Genomic DNA, 18,623 nt, shown 5'->3' on the forward strand with positions numbered 1-18,623 from the left:
CGCCCGCTAACGCCCGACTACCGAGGAGCCCTCTTGGCCATCACCCTGCTCTACAACGCCCTGATCTTCCTCGCCGCCGCGGTGCTGATCGTGCCGCTGGTCAAGCGCCTGGGGCTCGGCGAGGTACTGGGCTACCTGGTCGCCGGAGTGGTGATCGGCCCCTCGGCGCTGGGCCTGGTGCCGGATGCCGATGCGGTGCTGCAGTTCTCCCAGGTAGGCATCGTCTTCCTGCTGTTCGTGATCGGCCTGGAGCTCAAGCCGAGCCGCCTCAGGCTGATGCGCAAGGCGGTGTTCCACTTCGGCGGCCTGCAGGTCGCCGTCACCACGGCGCTGCTCACCGGCCTGGCGCTGGCGGCGGGACTTTCGCCCGCCGCCGCCCTGGTGGTCGGCTTCAGCCTCGGGCTGTGTTCCACGCCCTTGGTGCTGCAGCTGCTCGGCGAGCGCGGCGAGCTCGGAAGCCGCCACGGCCGCTACGCCTTCGCCCTGCTGCTGTTCCAGGACCTGGCCGCCATTCCGGTGCTGGCGGCCATTCCGCTGCTGGCCGGCGATGACCCGTTGGCCGGCGGCTGGGGCCACCTGCTGGGCGAGGCGCTGATCGCCATCGGTGCCTTCGCCGGGTTGATCGTCGGCGGGCGCTACCTGCTGCGCCCGCTGTTCCGCTTCGCCGCGGCCACCCGCAGCCGCGAGGTGTTCGCGGGCACCGCGCTGCTGGTGGTGATCGGCGCCGCCCTGTTGATGGAGCTGGCCGGGCTGTCCATGGCGCTCGGCGCCTTCATCGCCGGGGTGCTGCTGGCCGACTCGGAGTATCGCCACAGCATCGAGGCCGATATCGAGCCCTTCCGCGGGCTGCTGCTGGGGCTGTTCTTCATGGCGGTGGGCATGACCGCCCAGATCGACCTGCTGGCCGACGAAACCGGCCTGGCACTGGGCCTCGCCGCCGGCCTGCTGGTCGCCAAGTGGCTGAGTGTGACGCTCGCCGCCCGGCTCTATCGTCGTGGTGACTGGAAGACATCACTGAACCTCGGCGCGCTGCTCTCCCAGGGCGGCGAGTTCGGCTTCGTACTGCTCACCGCGGCCGGTGCCGCCGGCCTGCTTGACGCCTCACTGGTCGGCTTGCTGGTGCTGGTAGTGTCGCTCTCCATGGCCGCCACACCGATACTCGTCCAGCTCCACGCGCGGCTGGTCCGGCCGCTGTTCAAGGCCGGCAAGCCGCGCCGCGACTACGATCGCCCGCCGCCCATCGGCCCACAGATCATCATCGCCGGATTCGGGCGTTTCGGGCAGATCATGGGGCGCATCCTGCAGGGGCTGAAGATTCCCTACACGGTGCTCGACAGCAACGCCGAGCACGTCGACGTGGTGCGCCGCTACGGCAATGACATCTACTTCGGCGACGCCTCACGCCTCGACCTGCTGGAGGCCGCCGGCGCCGACAAGGCCCGCGTGATGGTAGTGGCGATCGGCGATGTCGAGACCTCGATGCGCATCGTCAAGCGGGTCAGACGCCGCTTCCCGCACCTGCGCCTCTACGCCCGTGCCCGGGACCGCTACCACGCCCAACTGCTGGTGCGTGCCGGGGTCAGCGATATCATCCGCGAGCTGCTGCCGGCGAGCCTGGAGCTGACCCGCGAGGTGCTGGTCGGCGTCGGCATTTCCCGCGACCAGGCCCAGCACACCGTGGACACCTTCCGCCCCCACGACGAACGCGCCCTGGAGCGCCAGCTCGAGGCCTTCGGCAACCAACACGAGCAGATCCAGTCCATCCATCAGGCCGCCCGAGAGCTCGAGGAGCTGTTCGAGGCCGACGAGGACATCGCCACCACCGCTCCCGAGCGCCCACCAGAGCGACCCTAAAACATCAGACCCCGCGCCGAACCGGAGCGGGGTCTGCGTTGCACGGGCGAGCTTCAGGGTCAGGTGCCGGCGGGCTTCTGCTGGCCGATCGGCACCTCGGGCACCGCCTCCATGCGCTCGCGCTCCTCGGAGATCACCGCCAGGGCCTCCTGTTCGTTGCGCCGCGAGGCCGGGGTCAGCAGGCTCACCGCCACGCCGGCCAGGGCCGCCAACACCACCGCCGGAATGCTCGGGTTGCCCCAGTAGGCGCTCCAGTCGTCATCGGCGATGATCGCCAGCGACGTCGCCGAGGCCACCACCAGCGAGGCGATGGCGCCCTGCCAGTTATAGCGCGGCCAGAAGCGTCCCAGCATGCCGCATACGAACATCCCGGCCAGCACCGTGGAGACCATCTTGGTGATGTAGGAGATCACATTGTCGGAGGTCAAGGCGAAGGCCAGCGCCAGGCCGATGGTGCCGACCAGCCCCACCCGCGAGAACAGCACCACGTTCCTGGCCGAGGGCGCGCGACCCTTGAACAGCACGTAGACATCGCGGATCAGGGTGGTGACGCCGGCGATGGCGTCGCTGCTGGCGCTGGACATGGTGGCCGACAGGCCAGCCACCAGCAGCAGCAGGCCGAGCCCCAGCGGCAACACCTCGGTGGCCAGGTAGGGGAAGGCGAAGTTGCTGTTCTCGAGGTCGGGATTCAATGCATGGGTGGCCATGCCGATGATCGCGGGCACGATGGAGAATGCCATGTAGAGCACGCCGGTGAGCAAAAAGGAGCGTCGCACCGAGCGCACCGAGGCCCCGGAATAGATGCGCTGGCGGAACGACGGCGTCGCCAGCACGCCGACCGCGATCACCGTGGACAGCGAGATCGCCGGCAGCACCCCGATCTTGTCGATGGCCAGGAAGCTCGTGGCGGAATCGTCGAGCGCCGCGGTCATGGCGTCAATGCCGCCTACCTCGACCACCGCCACGCCGGCCATCAGGAAGAAGCCGACGAACAGCACGATGGCCTGCACGGTGTCGGTCCACACCACCGCCATGTAGCCGCCGATCACGCAGTAGATGCCGAAGCCCAGCGCCACGATCATCTTGGCCTGCCAGGCCGGGATGTCGGCCATCCACGCCAGGTAGAGCCCGCCACCGAGGATATGGGCGCCCAGCCAGCCGATACAGGCGATGTAGATCAACAGCGCCACGACGTTGCGCACGATGCGGTTGGCACCGACGTAGAACGAAAGCTCCTCGCTCATGGTCATGAAGCGCAGCCGCCGGACGCCGGAGAAGCACAGCGCCAGCAACAGCACGCCGATGGAGCCGCCGATGCCGTAGAGGGCGCCCCCCCAGCCGCTGGTGTAGCCGAAACCTACCGCGCCCATGCTCGAGCCGGTGCCAACCATGGTCGCCACCGTGGTACCCACGGTGAGGAACAGCGGCACGCTGCGCCCACCGAGCAGGAAGTCATCGCCGGTGCCGCGAGTGTGGCGCGAGACCCACCAGCCGAAGCCGATCATCGCCAGGATATAGACGAAGAAACTGCCGAGGAAAAGGTGACTGTTCATGCAGACCTCTTATAATTGTCGTCCCGGTCGTTGCCGCGACCGGGGCAGTGAACGTTTGCCGTTTGCTGTGCCTGGCGTCGGGTCCTTGCCGGGATCCGGCGCCCTCTCTTGTCATGGGTGTCGTGTCGTTGATGTCGCCTAGGCGGCCGAGAGGCGTGATGCCTTGCCGCCCGACGCGTCAGGCTCGATCGGCGCGATAGCAGGTCAGATCCACCTCGACCTTACAGTCCACCACCAGGTCCTGGACGCTGCAGATGCGCGCCGGCGGGTGGTCCAGGAAGAGTTCGGAAAAGACCTTGTTGAACGACGAGAAGTACCGCGCGTCGGTCAACACCGCGGTGACGTGCACCACGTCCTCCACCGAATAGCCTGCCTCCCGTGCGATGGTCAGGGCGTTGTCGAAGGCCAGCCGCGTCTGTTCGACGATGCCACCCTCGACTACCTCACCGTCGGTCATCGGGGTCTGCCCCGACACCTTCAGCCAGCCCCCGGCTTCCACCGCGCGAGAGAACGGCAGCTTCTGGCCGCCGGTACCGACGCCGCCTTCGGCGCCATAGCGTGTGATGCTCATGGAATATCCTCCTGATGGTCGTGTTGATGATGGGACATGTCGGGCACCTGGTCGGGTGAAGGGCTCAGCCTCAGGCTGCGCCGCAACATGCGCCCGGCGCGCGTCCGGCTCGGGGCGCCGTCGACATAGGCCGTGGCCCCGTTGACCAGCACCCGCCGGATGCCCCGGGCGGGTGATGCCGGAGCGTCGTAGTCGGCGGTGTCCTCGAGGGCGTCCAGGTCCAGCAGCACCAGGTCGGCATAGGCGCCCTCGCGGATCTCGCCGCGATCCACCAGGCCGAAGGTGGCCGCCGAGAGCCCGGTCATCTTGCGCACCGCCTCGGGTAGCGGCATCAGCGCCAGGTCGCGGCTGTAATGCGCCAGCACCCGCGGGAAGGCGCCCCACAGCCGCGGATGCGGATGCGGGTCGTTGGGCAGGCCGTCGGAGCCGACCATGGCCAGGGGATGCGCCAGCACCCGGCGCATGTCGTCCTCGCTCATGTTGTGGTACACGGCCCCGGCCGGCTGCAGGTGGCGGGCGGCCTCCATCAGCGACAGCCCCCAATCGCGGGCGATGTCGGCCAGCTGACGCCGGGCCTGCTCGGGATGCGGCCGCGACCAGGTGATGGTGATGGCGATCTCGTCGGTGACCTGGCCCAGGTCCAGGGTCGAGGAACCGGCGGTGTAGGGGTAGCAGTCGCAGTGCACCCGCTGGTGCCCCGCGGCGCCTTCCAGCTGTGCCAGGGCCCGTGGCGCCTGGCCCCAGTTGCCCGCCCCGGCACACTTGAGGTGCGAGATGACCAGCGGCGCGCCATTCTTACGCGCGGTGGCGAAGGCCTCGTCCATGGCCGCCGCCTGGCCGGCGAACTCGTCGCGCAGGTGGGTGGTGTAGAGGCCCCCGGCCTCGCCCACCGCCGCCACCAGCGGCGCCAGCTCATCGTCGGGGGCATGGAAGGCGTTGTGATAGGCGAGCCCGGAGCTCAGCCCCAGAGCCCCCTCCGCCAGCGCCTTCACCAGGGCCTCGCGCATGTGGGCGATCTCGTCGTCCGTGGCGGGACGGTGGAAGTCGTCCATGACCTGGCTGCGCAGGCTGGTGTGGCCGATCAGCGCCGCGACGTTGACCGCCGGCCGCGCCAGCTCCACCGCCTCGCCATAGGCCGCGAAGCTCGAATACGCGAAGTCGACCGCCTCGCCCAGCAGGTTCATGGGGTCCGGCACCTCGCCGCTCAGGACCACCGGCGCGGCGCTGATCCCGCAGTTGCCCACCACCACCGTGGTCACCCCCTGGGAGAGCTTGGGTAGCATCTCGGGGGCGCGGATCACGTTGGTGTCGTCATGGGTATGGACGTCGATGAAGCCCGGGGTCAGGTAGAGGCCCGTGGCATCGATCGTCTCTTCGGCGTCGCGATCCCCCAGTTCGCCCACGGCGACGATGCGTGCGCCGTCCACGGCGACGTCGGCCGTGAAGGGGGCGCGTCCCGTGCCATCGAGCACCCGGGCGCGGCGGATCAACAGATCGTGGCGCATCTTAGTCTCCCAGCGGCTGACGGTTGTCGCCGCCGCGGTGGTCGTCGAGGGTGATCTTCAGGCGGCGCAGCTTGTCGCGCGCCTGGTCGCGATGGCGCAGGGCCAGCTCCAGGGCCAGCACATCGATGGCCGCCATCAGCGCGTAGCGCGAGGCGGAAGGGTGGAGGATGAAGTCGGTCTCACGGGCGGCGATCGGCAGCACCAGGTCGGCGTTGTCGGCGAGCGGCGAACCCACGGCGGTGATGGCGATCACCCGGGCGCCGTACTGGCGGGCGATCTGGGCCGACTCGACCATCTCGGGGGTGTAGCCCGACACCGAAAGCACCACCACCACGTCGGCGGGATCCAGCGTCGAGGCCACCATCCGCGGTAGCAGCCCCTGGGGATAGGCGCTGACCGCATAACCCAGGCGCACCAGGCGGAACTGCAGTTCCTGACACATCACGCTGGAGCCGCCGCCGCAGCCGAAGGCGAGGATCTGGCGAGCGCCGTCGAGGCGCTCTACCGCCCCGGCCACGTCGGCCTCCAGCAGCAGCTCGCGGTTGAGCGCCAGGGTCTGGGTGGCGACGTCGTACACCACCCCTGGCCCCTCGGCGGGATCGGCGTCCTGGATGAAGCGTCGCCCGGCGGCCAGGGCCCGGGTCAGGCGCAGCTTCAGGTCGCGCACGCTGGTGCAGCCCACCGAGCGGGAGAAACGGGTCACCGTCGCCTCGCTCACCCCGGATCGGTTAGCGATGGCGGTGATGCTGGCCTCGGTGACGAAATCGATGTCCTCGAAGATCAGCTCCGCCACCTTGCGCTCCGACTCGCTCAGCGAGCCGACGCTGGCGGTGATGCCGGAGAGGATGTCGATCTGTTGACTCATGGGTCGGTTCCTCCGGCGCCGGCCGCGATCGGTTCTGCTCGCCGGCGCCTACCACGGGAATGGATCATGGGAATCACGCTATGTTAGTTTCTAACAAGTAGTCAATATTTCATGAAAATTTAAAACAAGGATCGCAGTCCCCGACGCCTAGAGCCGATCATCGAGGTCGTATGATGGAGACCCGCCGTCCTTCACCGGAGCCCGCATGACTCACCCCATTCCCGACGCCGCACCGACGACATCCTCCACCTGGCAAGACGGCCACAAGGGCACCCTGGAGACCGGCCGCGACCTGCTGTCCGACGTCAGCCTGCCCGCCGCCGTCATCCACGAGGCACCGTTAGCCCACAACCTGGCCTGGATGCAGGACTTCGCCCGCGATCATCGGGCCGAGCTGGCGCCCCACGGCAAGACGACCATGACCCCGGCACTGTTCCGTCGCCAACTCGAGGCCGGCGCCTGGGGCATCACCCTGGCCACCCTGCCCCAGTGCCGAGCCGCCTTCGCCGAGGGCGCCACACGGCTGCTGCTGGCCAACCAGCTGGTCGGCCGTGCCAACATGGCCATCGCCGCCGAGCTTATGCGCGCCGGTGCCGAGCTCTACGTGACCGTGGACGGCCACGACAACGTCGCCCAGTTAAGCGAGTTCTTCGGCGAGGCCGGCCTGACGCTACCGGTGCTGATCGAGGTCGGCGTGGACGGCGGGCGCTGCGGCTGCCGTCGCGACGCGGAGGTCATCGCGCTGGCCCGCGAGATCGCCGCGCGACCGGGGCTGACGCTGGCCGGCCTGGAGGGCTATGAGGGCGTGGTCCACGGCGATGACCCGGCGACCGGCATCCGCGCCTATGCCGAGCGCCTGGTGGCCGATGTCCAACGACTGGAACGGGAAGGGCTGATGGGCGTCGCGGCGCCGATCGTCACCGCCTCGGGCTCGGCCTGGTACGACCTGATCGCCGAGGCGTTCCGCGACGGCGGGCTGGAGGGGCGCTTCACCCCGGTGCTGCGCCCGGGCTGCTACGTGGTGCACGACCACGGCATCTATCGCGAGGCCCAGCGCGGCGTGCTGTCGCGGCGCCCGGACCTCCACGAGGGCCTGCGCCCCGCGCTCGAGGTCTACGCCCAGGTACAGTCGCTGCCGGAGCCGGGGCTGGCCATCGTGGCGCTGGGCAAGCGCGACATCGGCGCCGACCATCCGCCCGAGCCGCTGGTGCGCTATCGCGAGGGTGGCGACGTCGCCGCGCCGCTGTCGGTGGACGGCTGGCGGGTGACCAAGCAGATGGACCAGCACACCTTCATCGCCCTGCCCGAGGGCGCCGATGAAGGGCAGGCGGGCGATGTGCGGGTCGGCGATGTCATCGCCTTCGGCGCCTCCCACCCCTGCCTGACCTTCGACAAGTGGCGCCAGCTCCACCTGGTCGACGAGCGCCTGCGGGTCACCGACACCTGGGCAACGTATTTTTAACCATTGGACTCATCGAACCGCACTTGTGGAGAGTCGGCGAGCGCAGGCGAGACCCGCTCCCGGCGGGCCAACGCATTTCCCACTTCCATGTGGGTCACAAGGCAAAAATCGTCGAGGAGGCGGAGTTTACAAGAGGGGGCAATGAGCACGTCGAGAGGATCTTTCACGCCGTATCATCGAGCGCCGCCACTTTCCCGCCGGGTATCGAAGGAGACGCTGCGCACCAGCGCGATGACCGGCATCCCCGGCGCGAGCCCCAGCTCGTCGAGGGACTTGCGGGTCAGCCGCGCGCGCAGCGCCTGTTCGCCGAGCCGCAACCGCAGCTCCACCGCGGCCCGCTCGGGATACGTTGGCCCGATTTCCTCGACCACCGCATGCAGCCGATTGCGGTAGCTGGTGGCGCCGGGCACGTCGAGGGCCAGCGCCACCTCGCGCACCGGGATGCGCAGCCGCAGCCGCGTACCGGGCGCGGCGTCGACCGCGGGCAGGGTCAGTCGCTGGCCGTCGGCCAGGCGTAGCCGGGTCAGCGCATAGTGGGGCTCATGGCCATCCACCGTCGCCGTGACCAGCGAGGCGGCATCGAAGCCGCCGAGCCGGTCGGTGAGCGCGAAGCGCTGCAGCAGGTCATCCAGGGGACCATCGGCGAGCACCCGGCCGTGTTCGAGCAGCACCAGGTGATCGGCGATGGCGGTCAGCTCATCGGGATCGTGGCTCACGTAGACGATGGGAATGTCGATGTCGGCGGCCAGTCGCGCGATGTAGTCGAGCAATTCCTGCTTGCGGGCGCCGTCGAGCCCGGTCAGCGGCTCGTCCATCAGCAGCAGCCGCGGTTCGCTGAGCAGCGCCCGCCCGATCGCCACCCGGCGGGCCTCGCCGCCGGACAGCGTCGCCGGGAAGCGTTCCAGCAGGTCACCGATGCCGAGCAGCTCGACCACGGCGTCGAAACGCGCTCGCCCCGCGCCGCGCATGCCGTAGCCGAGGTTGCCGCGCACCCGGTAGTGGGGGAACAGCCGCGCCTCCTGGAACACCACACCCAGGTGGCGGCGATGCGGCGGCACCCGAATGCCGCGCGCGGTATCCACCAGCACCTCGCCGCCGAGGCGGATCGAACCGCGTCGCGGCGTATCGAGCCCAGCGATCAGCCTCAGCAGGCTGGTCTTGCCGCTACCCGAAGGGCCGAACAGGGCGGTGACGCCGCGGGCGGGCAGCGTCAGTGAGGCCGCCAGCGAGAAGTCGCCGAGGCGCTGCTCGACATCCAGGGCCAGGGCGCCCCGCGAGTCCGGATGGCGGTCGTGGGCGGCGATCACATATTGCATGGCATTCTCTCAGGACTCCTTACCCGTTCGGGCCGAGATGTGCGCCGGGGACGAGTCAGAGTGAGGGGTTGTTGGCCAGGGGTGAGGCGGCTCTCGCCGAACGGGCCGGCCAAGGATGGCCAGCACCGGCCCTGCAAGCGTAGCAGGACGCGAGAGCGCCGCAGGGCCAACGTAGCGCCCATGGAAGGGGCCACCGCGCCCTCGCTCGACTTGGCGCCGGGATAGCTCAGCGCCTTCGTGGCACAGGCTCGTCGTCACCCATCACGCTGGCGAAGCCGGCGCCGGGCGCGACGGGCCAGCCACTCCGAGGCCATCAACGAGAGCATGGCGATGGCCACGGCGATGGCGCACAGCCGCGCCGCGGCGGCCTCTGCGCCGGGTGTCTGGATCAGGCTGTAGAGCGCCAGCGGCAGGGTGCGGGTCTCGCCGGGGATGTTGGCGGCGAAGGTGATGGTGGCACCGAACTCCGACAGCGCCCGGGCGAAGGCCAGCACGGTGCCGGTCAACAGCCCCGGCAGCGCCAGCGGCAGGGTGATGGTGAACAGCACCCGCAGGCGGCTCGCCCCCAGGGTGCTGGCCGCGGCCTCCAGGTCGACGTCCACCGCCTCCAGCGACAGGCGCACGGCACGCACCAGTAGCGGCAAGGCCATCACCCCGCCGGCCACCGCCGCACCCTGCCAGGTGAACGGCAGTGTCACCCCGAACCCCTCATCCAGCCACCGCCCCAGCCAGCCCTGGCGACCCAGCGACAGCAGCAGCAGGTAGCCGACCACCACCGGCGGCAGCACCAGCGGCAGGTGCAGCAGGCCGTCGAGCAGCGCCTTGCCGCGGAACTCGCGGCGCGCCATCAGCCAGGCCAGGGCGATGCCCGGCACCAGGATCCAGGCCACCGCGCTTCCCGCCACGCGCAGGCTGATCAGGATCGCCTCGGTCTCGGCCGCGGTCAGCATCGGCTAGCGCTCGGCGCTGGCGTCTGGGCCGGCGGTTTCGAAACCGAAGCTGGCGAAGATCGACAGCGCCTCGTCGCCGCCCAGCCAGGCGCGGAAGGTTCGCGCGGCATCCCCGGCCGGCGGCTCGATCAGCGCCACCGGGTAGCGGATCGGCGCATGGCTGTCGGCCGGGAAGAGGCCCAGCTCATGCACGCCGTCGCTGACCAGGGCGTCGCTGCGATAGACGATGCCCAGCGGCGCCTCGCCGCGGGCGACCAGCACCAGCGCCGCGCGCACGTTGTCGGCCCGCGCCAAGCGCGGGGCCAGCGCGCCCCACTCGCCGAGCGACTCGAGCGCCTGCCTGGCGTAGATGCCGGCCGGCACATGATCGGGGTCGCCCACCGCCAGGCGCTCATCGTCTTCCAATAGATGGCTCAGGGGCGCGCCCTCGCCCGGAGTGAGCGACACGGTGGCATCATCGGCGGCGATCAGCGCCAGGCGATTGTGCAGCAGGTCGGCCCGCTCACCCAGCATCACGCCCTGCTCGGCCAGCCAGTCCATCCAGCGCTCGTTGGCGGAGACGTAGAGGGCGGCCGGCGCGCCTCGGGCGATCTGGCGCGCCGCCGTGGACGACGAGGCATAGACCGGCACCACCTCGATGTCATGGCTCGCCTCGAAGCGTGCGATGGCACTGTCCAGGGCATCGGTCAGAGAGGCGGCGGCGAAGATGCGCACCCTGGGCTCGGCCTGGGCCGGTGCGACGATGAGGCCGAGGGCCAGGATGGCCCCCAACGCACACAGCGAATGGCGATAACGAGCGGCGAGGCGCGGCATGGAGCTCCCATCCTGTCTCCGACGAAACAACGCAACATTAGCGCCCCACGAATACCCGGGCAAGCGTCGTCGGCTGCCGCCCGACACCGGCCCTCAGGGCCCACCGTCTCCCGCCAGCCAGCGCAGCTGCTCGGCCGCCGGTACGGCCCGGCAACCGCTGGTGTCCTGCCCGGCCCACAGCGGCGAGAAGTCGCCGCTGCCGGCTTCCTCCGCGGCGGCACGCAGCGGTGCGAGCCCCGCCGCGGCCAGCGGGAAGGCCGGCGCCCGCTCGCTCAGCGGGCCGAGTTCGCGCATCAGCCGGGTCACGATGCCGCGCGCCGGCCGGCCGCTATAGAGGTTGGTCAGGGCGGTGTGGCGAGCCGCGTCCGAGGCCAGGGCCTCCCGGTGCAGGGGCCTGATGGTGCTCTCCGGGCAACGCAGCCAGGCCGTGCCCACCTGCACCGCCGAGGCGCCCAGTGTCAGCGCCGCGGCGACGCTTCTTGGCCCGGCGATGCCGCCGGCGGCGACCACCGGCACCTCGACCGCCGCCGCTACCTGGGGTAGCAGCGCCAGGGTGCCGAGCTGAAGGCTGAGGTCGTCGCTCAAGAAATGGCCGCGGTGGCCGCCGGCCTCCAGCCCTTGGGCGATGATCGCATCGACGCCCCGCGCCTCCAGCCAGCGGGCCTCCTCGACGGTGGTGGCGGTGGACAACACCCGGGCGCCCCAGGCCTTGACCCGAGCCAGCAATGCCGGAGACGGCAGGCCGAAATGAAAACTCACCACCGCGGGCCGATGCGCCTCGAGCACCGCGCAGGTCTCGGCATCGAAGGGCCGGCGCCCGGGCCCGGTCGCCGGCTCGGGGGGCGTCAGCCCGTATTCCGCATAATAGGGGGCGAGCGAGGCCTGCCAGCGCGCCTGCGCCGCGGCATCGACGGGCGGCGTCACATGGCTGAAGGCGTTGACGTTGAGGGGCCGCGCGCTGCGCCGGCGGTAGTCGCCCAGGGCGGCATCCAACGCCTCGGGGTCGAGCATCGCCGAAGGCAGCGCGCCGAGGCCACCGGCCTCGGAAACGGCGATGGCCAGCTCGACACCCTGGGCGCCGGCCATCGGGGCCTGCAGGATCGGCCAGCGCAGGCCGAGCTCATGGATCCATGACATGTCGGACGTCCTGTTCACGAAGGGGGATTGGCGACCGCGGCGCGACGCTACTCACTCGCGGCCCTCCTGCGGCAGTCGCAGGGTCAGGGTGTCGCCACGCATCTGCAGCTCGAAGCGACCCAGGAAGCTCATGCCCAGCAACACCACACCATCCTCGAGGCCGGACACGATGGCGCCGCGCACGTCGCGGGCGACCAGCCCGCCCAGGCGCACCTCGTCGAGGGTGGTCAGATGGCCGAGTACCCGGCCGTTGGCGGTGGAGAACGACGCCTCGCCATGCGACGACAGCCCCAACCGCTCGGCCAGGGCGGCCGGCACCGCCACCTGGGTGGCACCGGTGTCGAGCAGCATGGTCACCGGCTCGCCGTTGAGGCGCCCGGTGGCCACGAAATGGCCGTTGGCGTTACGCGCAAGCGTCAGTGGCCCGCCGTCCAGCGACTCGGCCAGGTCGGCATTGGGATTGGCCCGCTCCTCGAGAAACCCCTGGAACCACCAGCTACCGAGGCCGATCAGCAACGCCCAGAAGAGCAGCATCATGCCCAGCCCGGTACGCCGGGTGCCGCCGCGCTCATGGATGCCCGGCCGTCCATCGTTCTTACCGGCCATGGCGAGCCTCCCAGTCACGCGCCGCCTGCATCCCCCGCGCCTGATCGACGCCCAGGCAGATCAGGATGGCGACGAGGAACAGCACCACGCACAGCAGGATCGAGGCCCGCAGGCCGACCACCGACTGCAGCAGGCCCAGCGCGACGATGCCCACCACCCCGGCGAGCTTGTTGGCCAGGCCCCAGAAGCCGAAGAACTCGGCGGCCTTGCGGCTGGGCGAGAACAGCCCCACCAGGGCGCGGCTGGCCGACTGGCTCGAACCCAGGCTGAGCCCCGCCAGGCAGCCGACCAGCAGGAACAGGTGCTGGGCCTGCCAGTCGAGGCCGAACGTGGCATTCAACCAGGCGGTGAGCGAGGGCGTCGCCCAGATCGCCAGGATCGCCATCACCCACAGCGCCAGGGTGATCAGGTAGGTGCGTCGGGTGCCGATACGGTCCTGGATGGCGCCGAAGCCAAGCGCCCCGATGGCGGCGGTGACCTGCACGATGATGAACATGACATTGCGGACGGAGGCGTCCCAACCGATCACCTGGGCGCCGTAGATGAAGGCGAAGGCGATGATGATGTAGACCCCGGCCATGGAGAACAGCAGCGACACCAGGAAGGTGGCCAGGTCGCGGAAGCGCTTGAGCTCGTGCAGGGTCGTCGCGACCCGCCGCCAGGCGATCGCCCGATAGGGAAGCCTCACGGGCTGCGGGGTGCCGCGCTCCCTTAACCACAGGAAGGTGGGAATCGCGGTGACCAGGAAGAAGCCCGCGGCGAAGGGCCCCACCCAGCGGATGCGTTCGAAGTTCTCGGCGCTGGTCTCGCCCAGCACGACCAGGGTGAAGCCGGCGGCGAACAGCCCGCCGACATAACCCAGCGCCCAGCCGAAACCGGAGATGCGGCCCAGCGACTCGGGGGGGCCGAGGCCTGGCAGGAAGGCGGCGATGAACGACTCGCCCATCGAGTAGGCGTAGTTCGACACGACGATCAGGATCAGCCCCAGCCATACCTGACCCGGCGCGACGAAGTAGAGCAGCGCCGTGGCCACGATGGTGACCAGGTAGCTGGCGAACAGGAAACGCTTCTTCTCCGCCCGGTAGTCCATCACCGCGCCACACAGCGGCCCGGTGATCACCACCAGCAGGTAGCTGATCGCCAGCGCAAGGCTCCATAGGGCGTTGGCCAGGCGGTAGTCGCCGCCGCGTTCGCCGACGATCACCGTGGTGAACAGCTCGCCGAACACCACGGTGATGATCAGCAATGTATAGGCCTGGTTGGCGAAATCGAACATCGCCCAGCCCAGGATTTCCTTGCGCGAGGCCCAGGGCCTCGCGGGCGCGGCGGCGTCGGTCACGCTCATCGGCCATCCCTGTCGAGAAAGAGGCCAAGATAGCAGCCGCGGCGCGCGCCGACCATCGAGGCCGCCCCGATCATCCGCGTCGGCCTACACCAGGTCTCGGGGAATCGTCTCGTCCCAGGTCTTGGCGAACACCCGGGTCTCGCCCTCGTAGGCGTCCAGGGTGGCACGCAGCCGGAAGTTCTCGGCGTCGCCGGTCATCAGGGTGCGGGTCAACGTCCGCACCTGCCAGTCGCCACGACGGAAGGTGCGCTCCCACTCGGTCCAGCCGCTGGCGCTGTCGTAGCTGCCGTAGGCGTAGGTGTAGCGCTCGGTGACCCGGGCGGCGATCTCCAGGCCGATATCGTCCAGCCGATGGCAGCCCTCGTCGTTGATCACCTCCAAGGTGGTGCGGTCGTTGGCCAGGTCGCGAATCACCCGCCAGGTCTCCTGGGTCGGCTGGATCAGCGTCTTGGCCAGCGGCGGGGCGCCCTCCGGCTCGGCGAAGGCCGGCAGCGCCGCCTCCTCGACGGGCCGTGGCGCCCGCCCGGGCAGGATCAGCCGGCTCCGGCCGGGGCACAGGGTCAGCCGCACCGGCCGCGGCGACGGCCAGGCCAGCGGCCAGTAGCTGGTCGACAGCGACAGGCGCAGGGCATGCCCCGCGGAAAACTGCTGGGCGATATGCTTGAGGCAGACCCGCACCCGGTAGCGCTTGCCCGGCTCCAGCGGTTCGGGGTGCTCGTCGCTGTCGCGGTGGGTGAGGTTCAGCAGGCCATAGGAGACCCGGGTGGCCTTGTCGTCGGTGGCGACATCGGAGAGCCGCAGCGCCACCATGGCCACCGGCTGGTCGGCCTCGAGCTCCAGCTCAACCACCGGCTGGCCGCAGATCTCCAGCGGCTCCTCGAGCCGCGGGGTCTGGAACACCAGGGCACCGCCGTCCTCGTCGCGCTGATCGTGGGGCAGGTCCGGCGGGGCATTGTAGGAACACCACTTGCCGGCGTAGAGCCCCACCGAGAGCGGCGAACGGACCTCCACCACGGCCTCGTCATCGACGCCCTCCGCCTCGGGCAGCAGGTCATGCCCCACGGTGAGCCGGAAGGAGGTCGCCAGGATGTTCGGCGACGGCCAGCTCGGCTCCGCCACCCAGCGCCCGGGGCGCACGTCGTAACGCGCCGAGGGCGGCACGCTGTCCTGCATCCAGACTCGCAGCATGGGTTCATCCATGATCCCGGTGGACTCGCCCTTGAGCCACTGGTCCCACCAGCGCAGCGACTCCTGCAAAAAGCCGATCGCCGGCCCCGGAACCCCCAGGTGCGGGTACTTGTGGGCCCAGGGGCCCACCAGCCCCTTGCGCGGCACCGAGAGCCCCTCGAGGAGCCGAAACACCGCGTTGCAGTAGCCATCGGCCCAGCCGCTGATGGCATACACCGGGCACTCGATGCGCGACAGGTCCTCGCAGACCGAGCCATGCTTCCAGTAGGCGTCGCGACGCTGATGCTGGAGCCAGGTGGCGAGCCACAAGCCGCTGCCGTCGAGGCGCTCGAGCCACATCTCGCGCCAGCGCTCACCGACCAGATCGGGGTCCGGGGGGCAGGCGTTGCCGTCGAACATGGTCGAGGCCCAGGACAGGTTGTCGCCCAGCAGGCAGCCGCCCATGTGGTGGATATCGTCGGCGTAGCGGTCATCGGTGGAACACAGGGTGATCACCGCCTTGAGCTGGGGCGGGCGCAGGGCGGCGATTTGCAGGCCGTTGAAGCCGCCCCAGGAGATGCCCACCATGCCCACGTCGCCGGTGCACCAGGGCTGCGCCTCGAGCCAGTCCAGGATCGCCAGGCCGTCGTCGAGCTCCTGCTGCAGATACTCGTCGGTGAGCACCCCGTCGGACTCGCCGGTGCCGCGAATATCCACCCGCACGCCGGCGTAGCCGTGGCCGGCCCAGTAGCGGTGGGTCTGGGCGTCGCGTTCGGCGGTCAGGTCGCGCTTGCGGTAGGGCAGGTACTCGAGGATCGCCGGCACCGGGGCACGCTCGGCGTCCGCCGGTCGCCACAGGCGCACCGCCAGGCGCGTGCCGTCGGCCAGCGGGATCCAGGATTCCTCTTCGATCACCTCACGAGGAAAGGTCTCGATGATACGCATAGGCCAGGCCTCTCCCTCAGCCGGTGATGTCGTCGAACTCGAAGGCTAGCCGCGCCGCCAAGTTCTCATAGTTGGCCAGCAACTGGGCCTCGTCGTCGGCGCCCATCCAGATATAGGCCAGGGCATAGCTGTAGCTGTCCTGCTCGGGGAGCGTCGAGAGCCGCTGACCCTCGACCACCTGCGGGGCGATCAGGGTCCCGGGGAACTCGGCCTGCAGGGCGGCGAGCTCGGCCTCGCTGGGCACCCGGGTCACCACCGCGTCGACGAAGAACACCCGGTAGAAGAACTTGGCCGCCACCAGGAAATCGCCCTCCCGGGTAGGCATGTCGGGACGCTGGCCCAGCGCCAGGTCGATGGTGACCTGCTGGTGGCTGACCCCGTCGACCTTCTCGAACAGGTCGCAGTGGGACTGGGAGATGCGGGTGTTGATCTCGAGCAGCCAGATGCGGTCCTGCACCTCGTCCCAGTAGTACTCGATGTTGAAGGCCGCGTTGTCGTAGCCGATATGGGCCATCACCGTCGCGGTCAGCTCGACCATCTTGGCCTGGATGGCGTCCGGCAGCCCCGAGGGGTAGCGATAGTGGAAGAAGCTCAGCACCTGGGGGTAGCGCAGCGAATCGACGATGCCGTAGCTGACCACCTCGCCCTGATAGACATAGCCCTCCACGGTGCACTGCCAGCCGCCGATGATCGCCTCGGCCATGCAGAAGCCGCCGTCCACGGCGGCGATCTCCGCGGGCAGTCGAGCGTGCTCGAGCACGGTGTTGAAGGGGTCGGCGATCAGCCCGATGTCCTGACGCAGCCGCTCGATGGCGTGATAGAAGTCCTCGGGGGTATCGATGCGAAAGCCCAGCCGCGAGCCCGAGGACTTGATCGGCTTGACGAAGAACGGGAAGTACAGCCCGGCCTCGCCGATCCGCGTCAGCGCCTCGTCGTCGAAGGGGTCGAAGGCGGTGAAGGCAGGAATGAAGTCGGGGATCACCTCGCGCTGGACCGAGCGGCTCCAGTACTTGTGCTCGCACTTGAGCAGGCTCGCAAGCGTCGTGGTGCGGGTGCCGAAGCGTTCGCAGAGGATCGGCAGCATGGTCGAGACCGGGAAGTCCATGTAGCCGGCGATGGCATCGATGCGCCCTTCGAAGGCCTCGAGGGAGGCGCCGGCCTCGTCCAGCATGTCGGCGATGGAGAAGACCTCGGTATCGTAGACCTCCCCCGGAGGTATCACCCCGTGAAAACGGTAATGCTCGGCGCCACGCAGCTGCTCGAGCCGCTGGCGATTGAAGTCGTTGAGCCCCACCACGAAGACGTTCTTGGCATCGTTCATCTTCCCCCCTGCGCCGCGCCTTGATCCTGAGCGATCGGCTCACCGCCGGCGGGCGATGCACCCGCGGCGCGGGGCAGGAAGGCATGGCTGCTCTAGAGCAGCATAGTCCAGCCCCGGTATCCCGGGCAGCCTTCCTCGCCTCCCTTCGTTGACACGGCAGCCCGTGGCCATGCGTCAAGCCCCGCCCGCCCATGCTATGCTAGGCGCCTCATTCTCCCACTCATCGCTCGTCTCGATCCCGCGCCGTGACCTCCATCGACCTGCTTGCCAGCCCCGCCAGCCTCGACTGGCACCAGCACCTCGCGCGCCTGATCCAGGGAGCCGGCGCGGCAGGCTTCCCGAAGGCCCTCGAGCAAACGCTGCGCGAGCTGGTGGCCTTCGACACGGTGCTGATCAACACCTACAAGGGGCGCCACCGCCCGCTGCTGGTCCATGACAACTACCCTGCCCATCTCCGTGAACAGGGCATCGAGCGCTACCTGAGCCAGGCCTATCTGCTCGATCCTTTTTTCATGGCCGTCCACGACGGACTCGACCACGGCGCCCACCGTCTTCGCGAACTGGCCCCGGACCGCTTCGAGGCAAGCGAGTACTACCACCACTACTACCGGGCCCTCGGCCTGTCCGACGAAATCGGGCTGTTCGCCCGGGTCGACGTCGATGTGGTGATGGTGGTCTCGCTGGGTTACCGCGGCGACGGCCCGCGGGTGACACGACGCGACATGCTGGCGCTGCGCCATATCGCTCCCGTGGTTGATGCACTGCTCGGCGAGTACTGGAAATGGCAGGGACAGCGCTTCCAGGCACGGCTCGATGAGCGCGAGCCGGTGGAAGCGGCCTTCGGCAGCTTCGGTCAGGAGGCCCTGACCCAGCGTGAACGGGAGATCGTCCGGCTGCTGCTGGCGGGCCACTCCACCAAGTCGGCGGCCCGGGAACTCGACATCAGCGATGGCACCGTCAAGGTCCATCGCAAGCATATCTACCAGCGTCTCGAGGTCTCCAGCCAGTCGCAGCTGTTCCGGCTGTTCCTCGATCACGTGGCACTGGTCTCCCGCCAACAGGGCGGCTAGACACGTCAACGCCGACCATGGCAAGCCATGACCGGCGCAGCGAGGGAACGCTACCCTTGTCGGTGCTCAGGGCGCGAGCGTCATCCACACGCTCTTCAGGTCGGAGTACTCCTCCAGCGAGTGGTGGGACTTGTCGCGGCCGT

At 69.4% G+C, this 18,623-nt stretch carries 15 protein-coding genes; 3 read left to right on the top strand and 12 right to left on the bottom strand.

Annotated features, from left to right (window positions below; translation table 11 throughout):
* Nucleotides 1-33 precede the first annotated feature (33 nt).
* Nucleotides 34-1,854 carry a monovalent cation:proton antiporter-2 (CPA2) family protein gene (locus ETC07_RS08395; RefSeq protein WP_136248051.1) on the top strand — a complete coding sequence of 607 codons (1,821 nt, stop codon included), beginning with the start codon at nucleotides 34-36 and terminating at the stop codon, nucleotides 1,852-1,854.
* Between the two features lie 59 nt (nucleotides 1,855-1,913).
* On the opposite strand, the gene ETC07_RS08400 is transcribed toward ETC07_RS08395, so the two are convergent.
* The 4 genes from ETC07_RS08400 to ETC07_RS08415 all read right to left on the bottom strand — a co-directional run bounded on the left by ETC07_RS08400 (nucleotide 1,914) and on the right by ETC07_RS08415 (nucleotide 6,348).
* Nucleotides 1,914-3,407, bottom strand: a complete 1,494-nt coding sequence (locus ETC07_RS08400) for a sodium:solute symporter family protein (RefSeq protein ID WP_136248052.1) — start codon at nucleotides 3,405-3,407, stop codon at nucleotides 1,914-1,916.
* A gap of 178 nt (nucleotides 3,408-3,585) precedes the next feature.
* Nucleotides 3,586-3,978, bottom strand: a complete 393-nt coding sequence (locus ETC07_RS08405) for a RidA family protein (protein ID WP_136248053.1) — start codon at nucleotides 3,976-3,978, stop codon at nucleotides 3,586-3,588.
* On the bottom strand, nucleotides 3,975-5,483 hold the full coding sequence (locus ETC07_RS08410) for an N-acyl-D-amino-acid deacylase family protein (protein WP_136248054.1): 1,509 nt from the start codon (nucleotides 5,481-5,483) through the stop codon (nucleotides 3,975-3,977). Before ETC07_RS08410 ends, ETC07_RS08405 begins: the two co-directional genes overlap by 4 nt.
* Nucleotide 5,484: 1 nt before the next feature.
* Nucleotides 5,485-6,348 (bottom strand): MurR/RpiR family transcriptional regulator, encoded by an 864-nt coding sequence (locus ETC07_RS08415; protein WP_136248055.1) that lies wholly within the window; start codon nucleotides 6,346-6,348, stop codon nucleotides 5,485-5,487.
* A 205-nt stretch (nucleotides 6,349-6,553) separates the two neighbouring features.
* On the opposite strand from ETC07_RS08415, the gene ETC07_RS08420 reads away from it, so the two are divergent.
* Complete coding sequence (locus ETC07_RS08420) at nucleotides 6,554-7,810, top strand: amino acid deaminase (protein ID WP_136248056.1); 1,257 nt, start codon at nucleotides 6,554-6,556, stop codon at nucleotides 7,808-7,810.
* 173 nt (nucleotides 7,811-7,983) lie between these two features.
* Here the strand turns inward: ETC07_RS08420 and modC are convergent, their stop codons facing one another.
* The 8 genes from modC to ETC07_RS08460 form a co-directional block, all read right to left on the bottom strand.
* A complete protein-coding gene (modC, locus tag ETC07_RS08425; RefSeq protein WP_136248057.1) occupies nucleotides 7,984-9,126 on the bottom strand; it encodes a molybdenum ABC transporter ATP-binding protein in 1,143 nt (380 codons plus the stop codon).
* 254 nt (nucleotides 9,127-9,380) lie between these two features.
* Nucleotides 9,381-10,076 carry a molybdate ABC transporter permease subunit gene (gene modB, locus ETC07_RS08430; protein ID WP_136248058.1) on the bottom strand — a complete coding sequence of 232 codons (696 nt, stop codon included), beginning with the start codon at nucleotides 10,074-10,076 and terminating at the stop codon, nucleotides 9,381-9,383.
* A gap of 3 nt (nucleotides 10,077-10,079) precedes the next feature.
* Nucleotides 10,080-10,889 carry a molybdate ABC transporter substrate-binding protein gene (gene modA, locus ETC07_RS08435; protein WP_136248059.1) on the bottom strand — a complete coding sequence of 270 codons (810 nt, stop codon included), beginning with the start codon at nucleotides 10,887-10,889 and terminating at the stop codon, nucleotides 10,080-10,082.
* 93 nt (nucleotides 10,890-10,982) lie between these two features.
* Entirely contained in the window at nucleotides 10,983-12,026 is a 1,044-nt protein-coding gene (locus ETC07_RS08440; RefSeq protein WP_136248060.1) for an NAD(P)H-dependent flavin oxidoreductase, read from the bottom strand.
* A gap of 51 nt (nucleotides 12,027-12,077) precedes the next feature.
* Nucleotides 12,078-12,632, bottom strand: a complete 555-nt coding sequence (locus ETC07_RS08445) for a retropepsin-like aspartic protease family protein (RefSeq protein WP_136248061.1) — start codon at nucleotides 12,630-12,632, stop codon at nucleotides 12,078-12,080.
* Nucleotides 12,622-13,977, bottom strand: a complete 1,356-nt coding sequence (locus ETC07_RS08450; RefSeq protein WP_136248062.1) for an MFS transporter — start codon at nucleotides 13,975-13,977, stop codon at nucleotides 12,622-12,624. The genes ETC07_RS08445 and ETC07_RS08450 overlap by 11 nt, the downstream gene beginning before the upstream one ends.
* Before the next feature lie 84 nt (nucleotides 13,978-14,061).
* Nucleotides 14,062-16,089: a CocE/NonD family hydrolase gene (locus ETC07_RS08455; protein ID WP_136248063.1), complete on the bottom strand. Its 2,028-nt coding sequence runs from the start codon at nucleotides 16,087-16,089 to the stop codon at nucleotides 14,062-14,064.
* A gap of 16 nt (nucleotides 16,090-16,105) precedes the next feature.
* Entirely contained in the window at nucleotides 16,106-17,410 is a 1,305-nt protein-coding gene (locus ETC07_RS08460; RefSeq protein ID WP_136248064.1) for an ATP-grasp domain-containing protein, read from the bottom strand.
* 245 nt (nucleotides 17,411-17,655) lie between these two features.
* Here ETC07_RS08460 and ETC07_RS08465 point away from each other — a divergent pair, with 245 nt between their 5' ends.
* On the top strand, nucleotides 17,656-18,480 hold the full coding sequence (locus tag ETC07_RS08465; protein WP_136248065.1) for a helix-turn-helix transcriptional regulator: 825 nt from the start codon (nucleotides 17,656-17,658) through the stop codon (nucleotides 18,478-18,480).
* The last annotated feature ends 143 nt before the right edge of the window (nucleotides 18,481-18,623 follow it).

The organism is Halomonas borealis (assembly GCF_004798905.1).
Lineage (GTDB): Bacteria > Pseudomonadota > Gammaproteobacteria > Pseudomonadales > Halomonadaceae > Halomonas > Halomonas borealis.

Bases quoted from the DNA above. Each gene is read 5' to 3' on its own strand.
- ETC07_RS08400 (WP_136248052.1), bottom strand. From the start codon at position 3,407: ATGAACAGTCACCTTTTCCTCGGCAGTTTCTTCGTCTATATCCTGGCG.
- ETC07_RS08405 (WP_136248053.1), bottom strand. From the start codon at position 3,978: ATGAGCATCACACGCTATGGCGCCGAAGGCGGCGTCGGTACCGGCGGC.
- ETC07_RS08410 (WP_136248054.1), bottom strand. From the start codon at position 5,483: ATGCGCCACGATCTGTTGATCCGCCGCGCCCGGGTGCTCGATGGCACG.
- ETC07_RS08415 (WP_136248055.1), bottom strand. From the start codon at position 6,348: ATGAGTCAACAGATCGACATCCTCTCCGGCATCACCGCCAGCGTCGGC.
- ETC07_RS08420 (WP_136248056.1), top strand. From the start codon at position 6,554: ATGACTCACCCCATTCCCGACGCCGCACCGACGACATCCTCCACCTGG.
- modC (WP_136248057.1), bottom strand. From the start codon at position 9,126: ATGCAATATGTGATCGCCGCCCACGACCGCCATCCGGACTCGCGGGGC.
- modB (WP_136248058.1), bottom strand. From the start codon at position 10,076: ATGCTGACCGCGGCCGAGACCGAGGCGATCCTGATCAGCCTGCGCGTG.
- modA (WP_136248059.1), bottom strand. From the start codon at position 10,889: ATGCCGCGCCTCGCCGCTCGTTATCGCCATTCGCTGTGTGCGTTGGGG.
- ETC07_RS08440 (WP_136248060.1), bottom strand. From the start codon at position 12,026: ATGTCATGGATCCATGAGCTCGGCCTGCGCTGGCCGATCCTGCAGGCC.
- ETC07_RS08445 (WP_136248061.1), bottom strand. From the start codon at position 12,632: ATGGCCGGTAAGAACGATGGACGGCCGGGCATCCATGAGCGCGGCGGC.
- ETC07_RS08450 (WP_136248062.1), bottom strand. From the start codon at position 13,977: ATGAGCGTGACCGACGCCGCCGCGCCCGCGAGGCCCTGGGCCTCGCGC.
- ETC07_RS08455 (WP_136248063.1), bottom strand. From the start codon at position 16,089: ATGCGTATCATCGAGACCTTTCCTCGTGAGGTGATCGAAGAGGAATCC.
- ETC07_RS08460 (WP_136248064.1), bottom strand. From the start codon at position 17,410: ATGAACGATGCCAAGAACGTCTTCGTGGTGGGGCTCAACGACTTCAAT.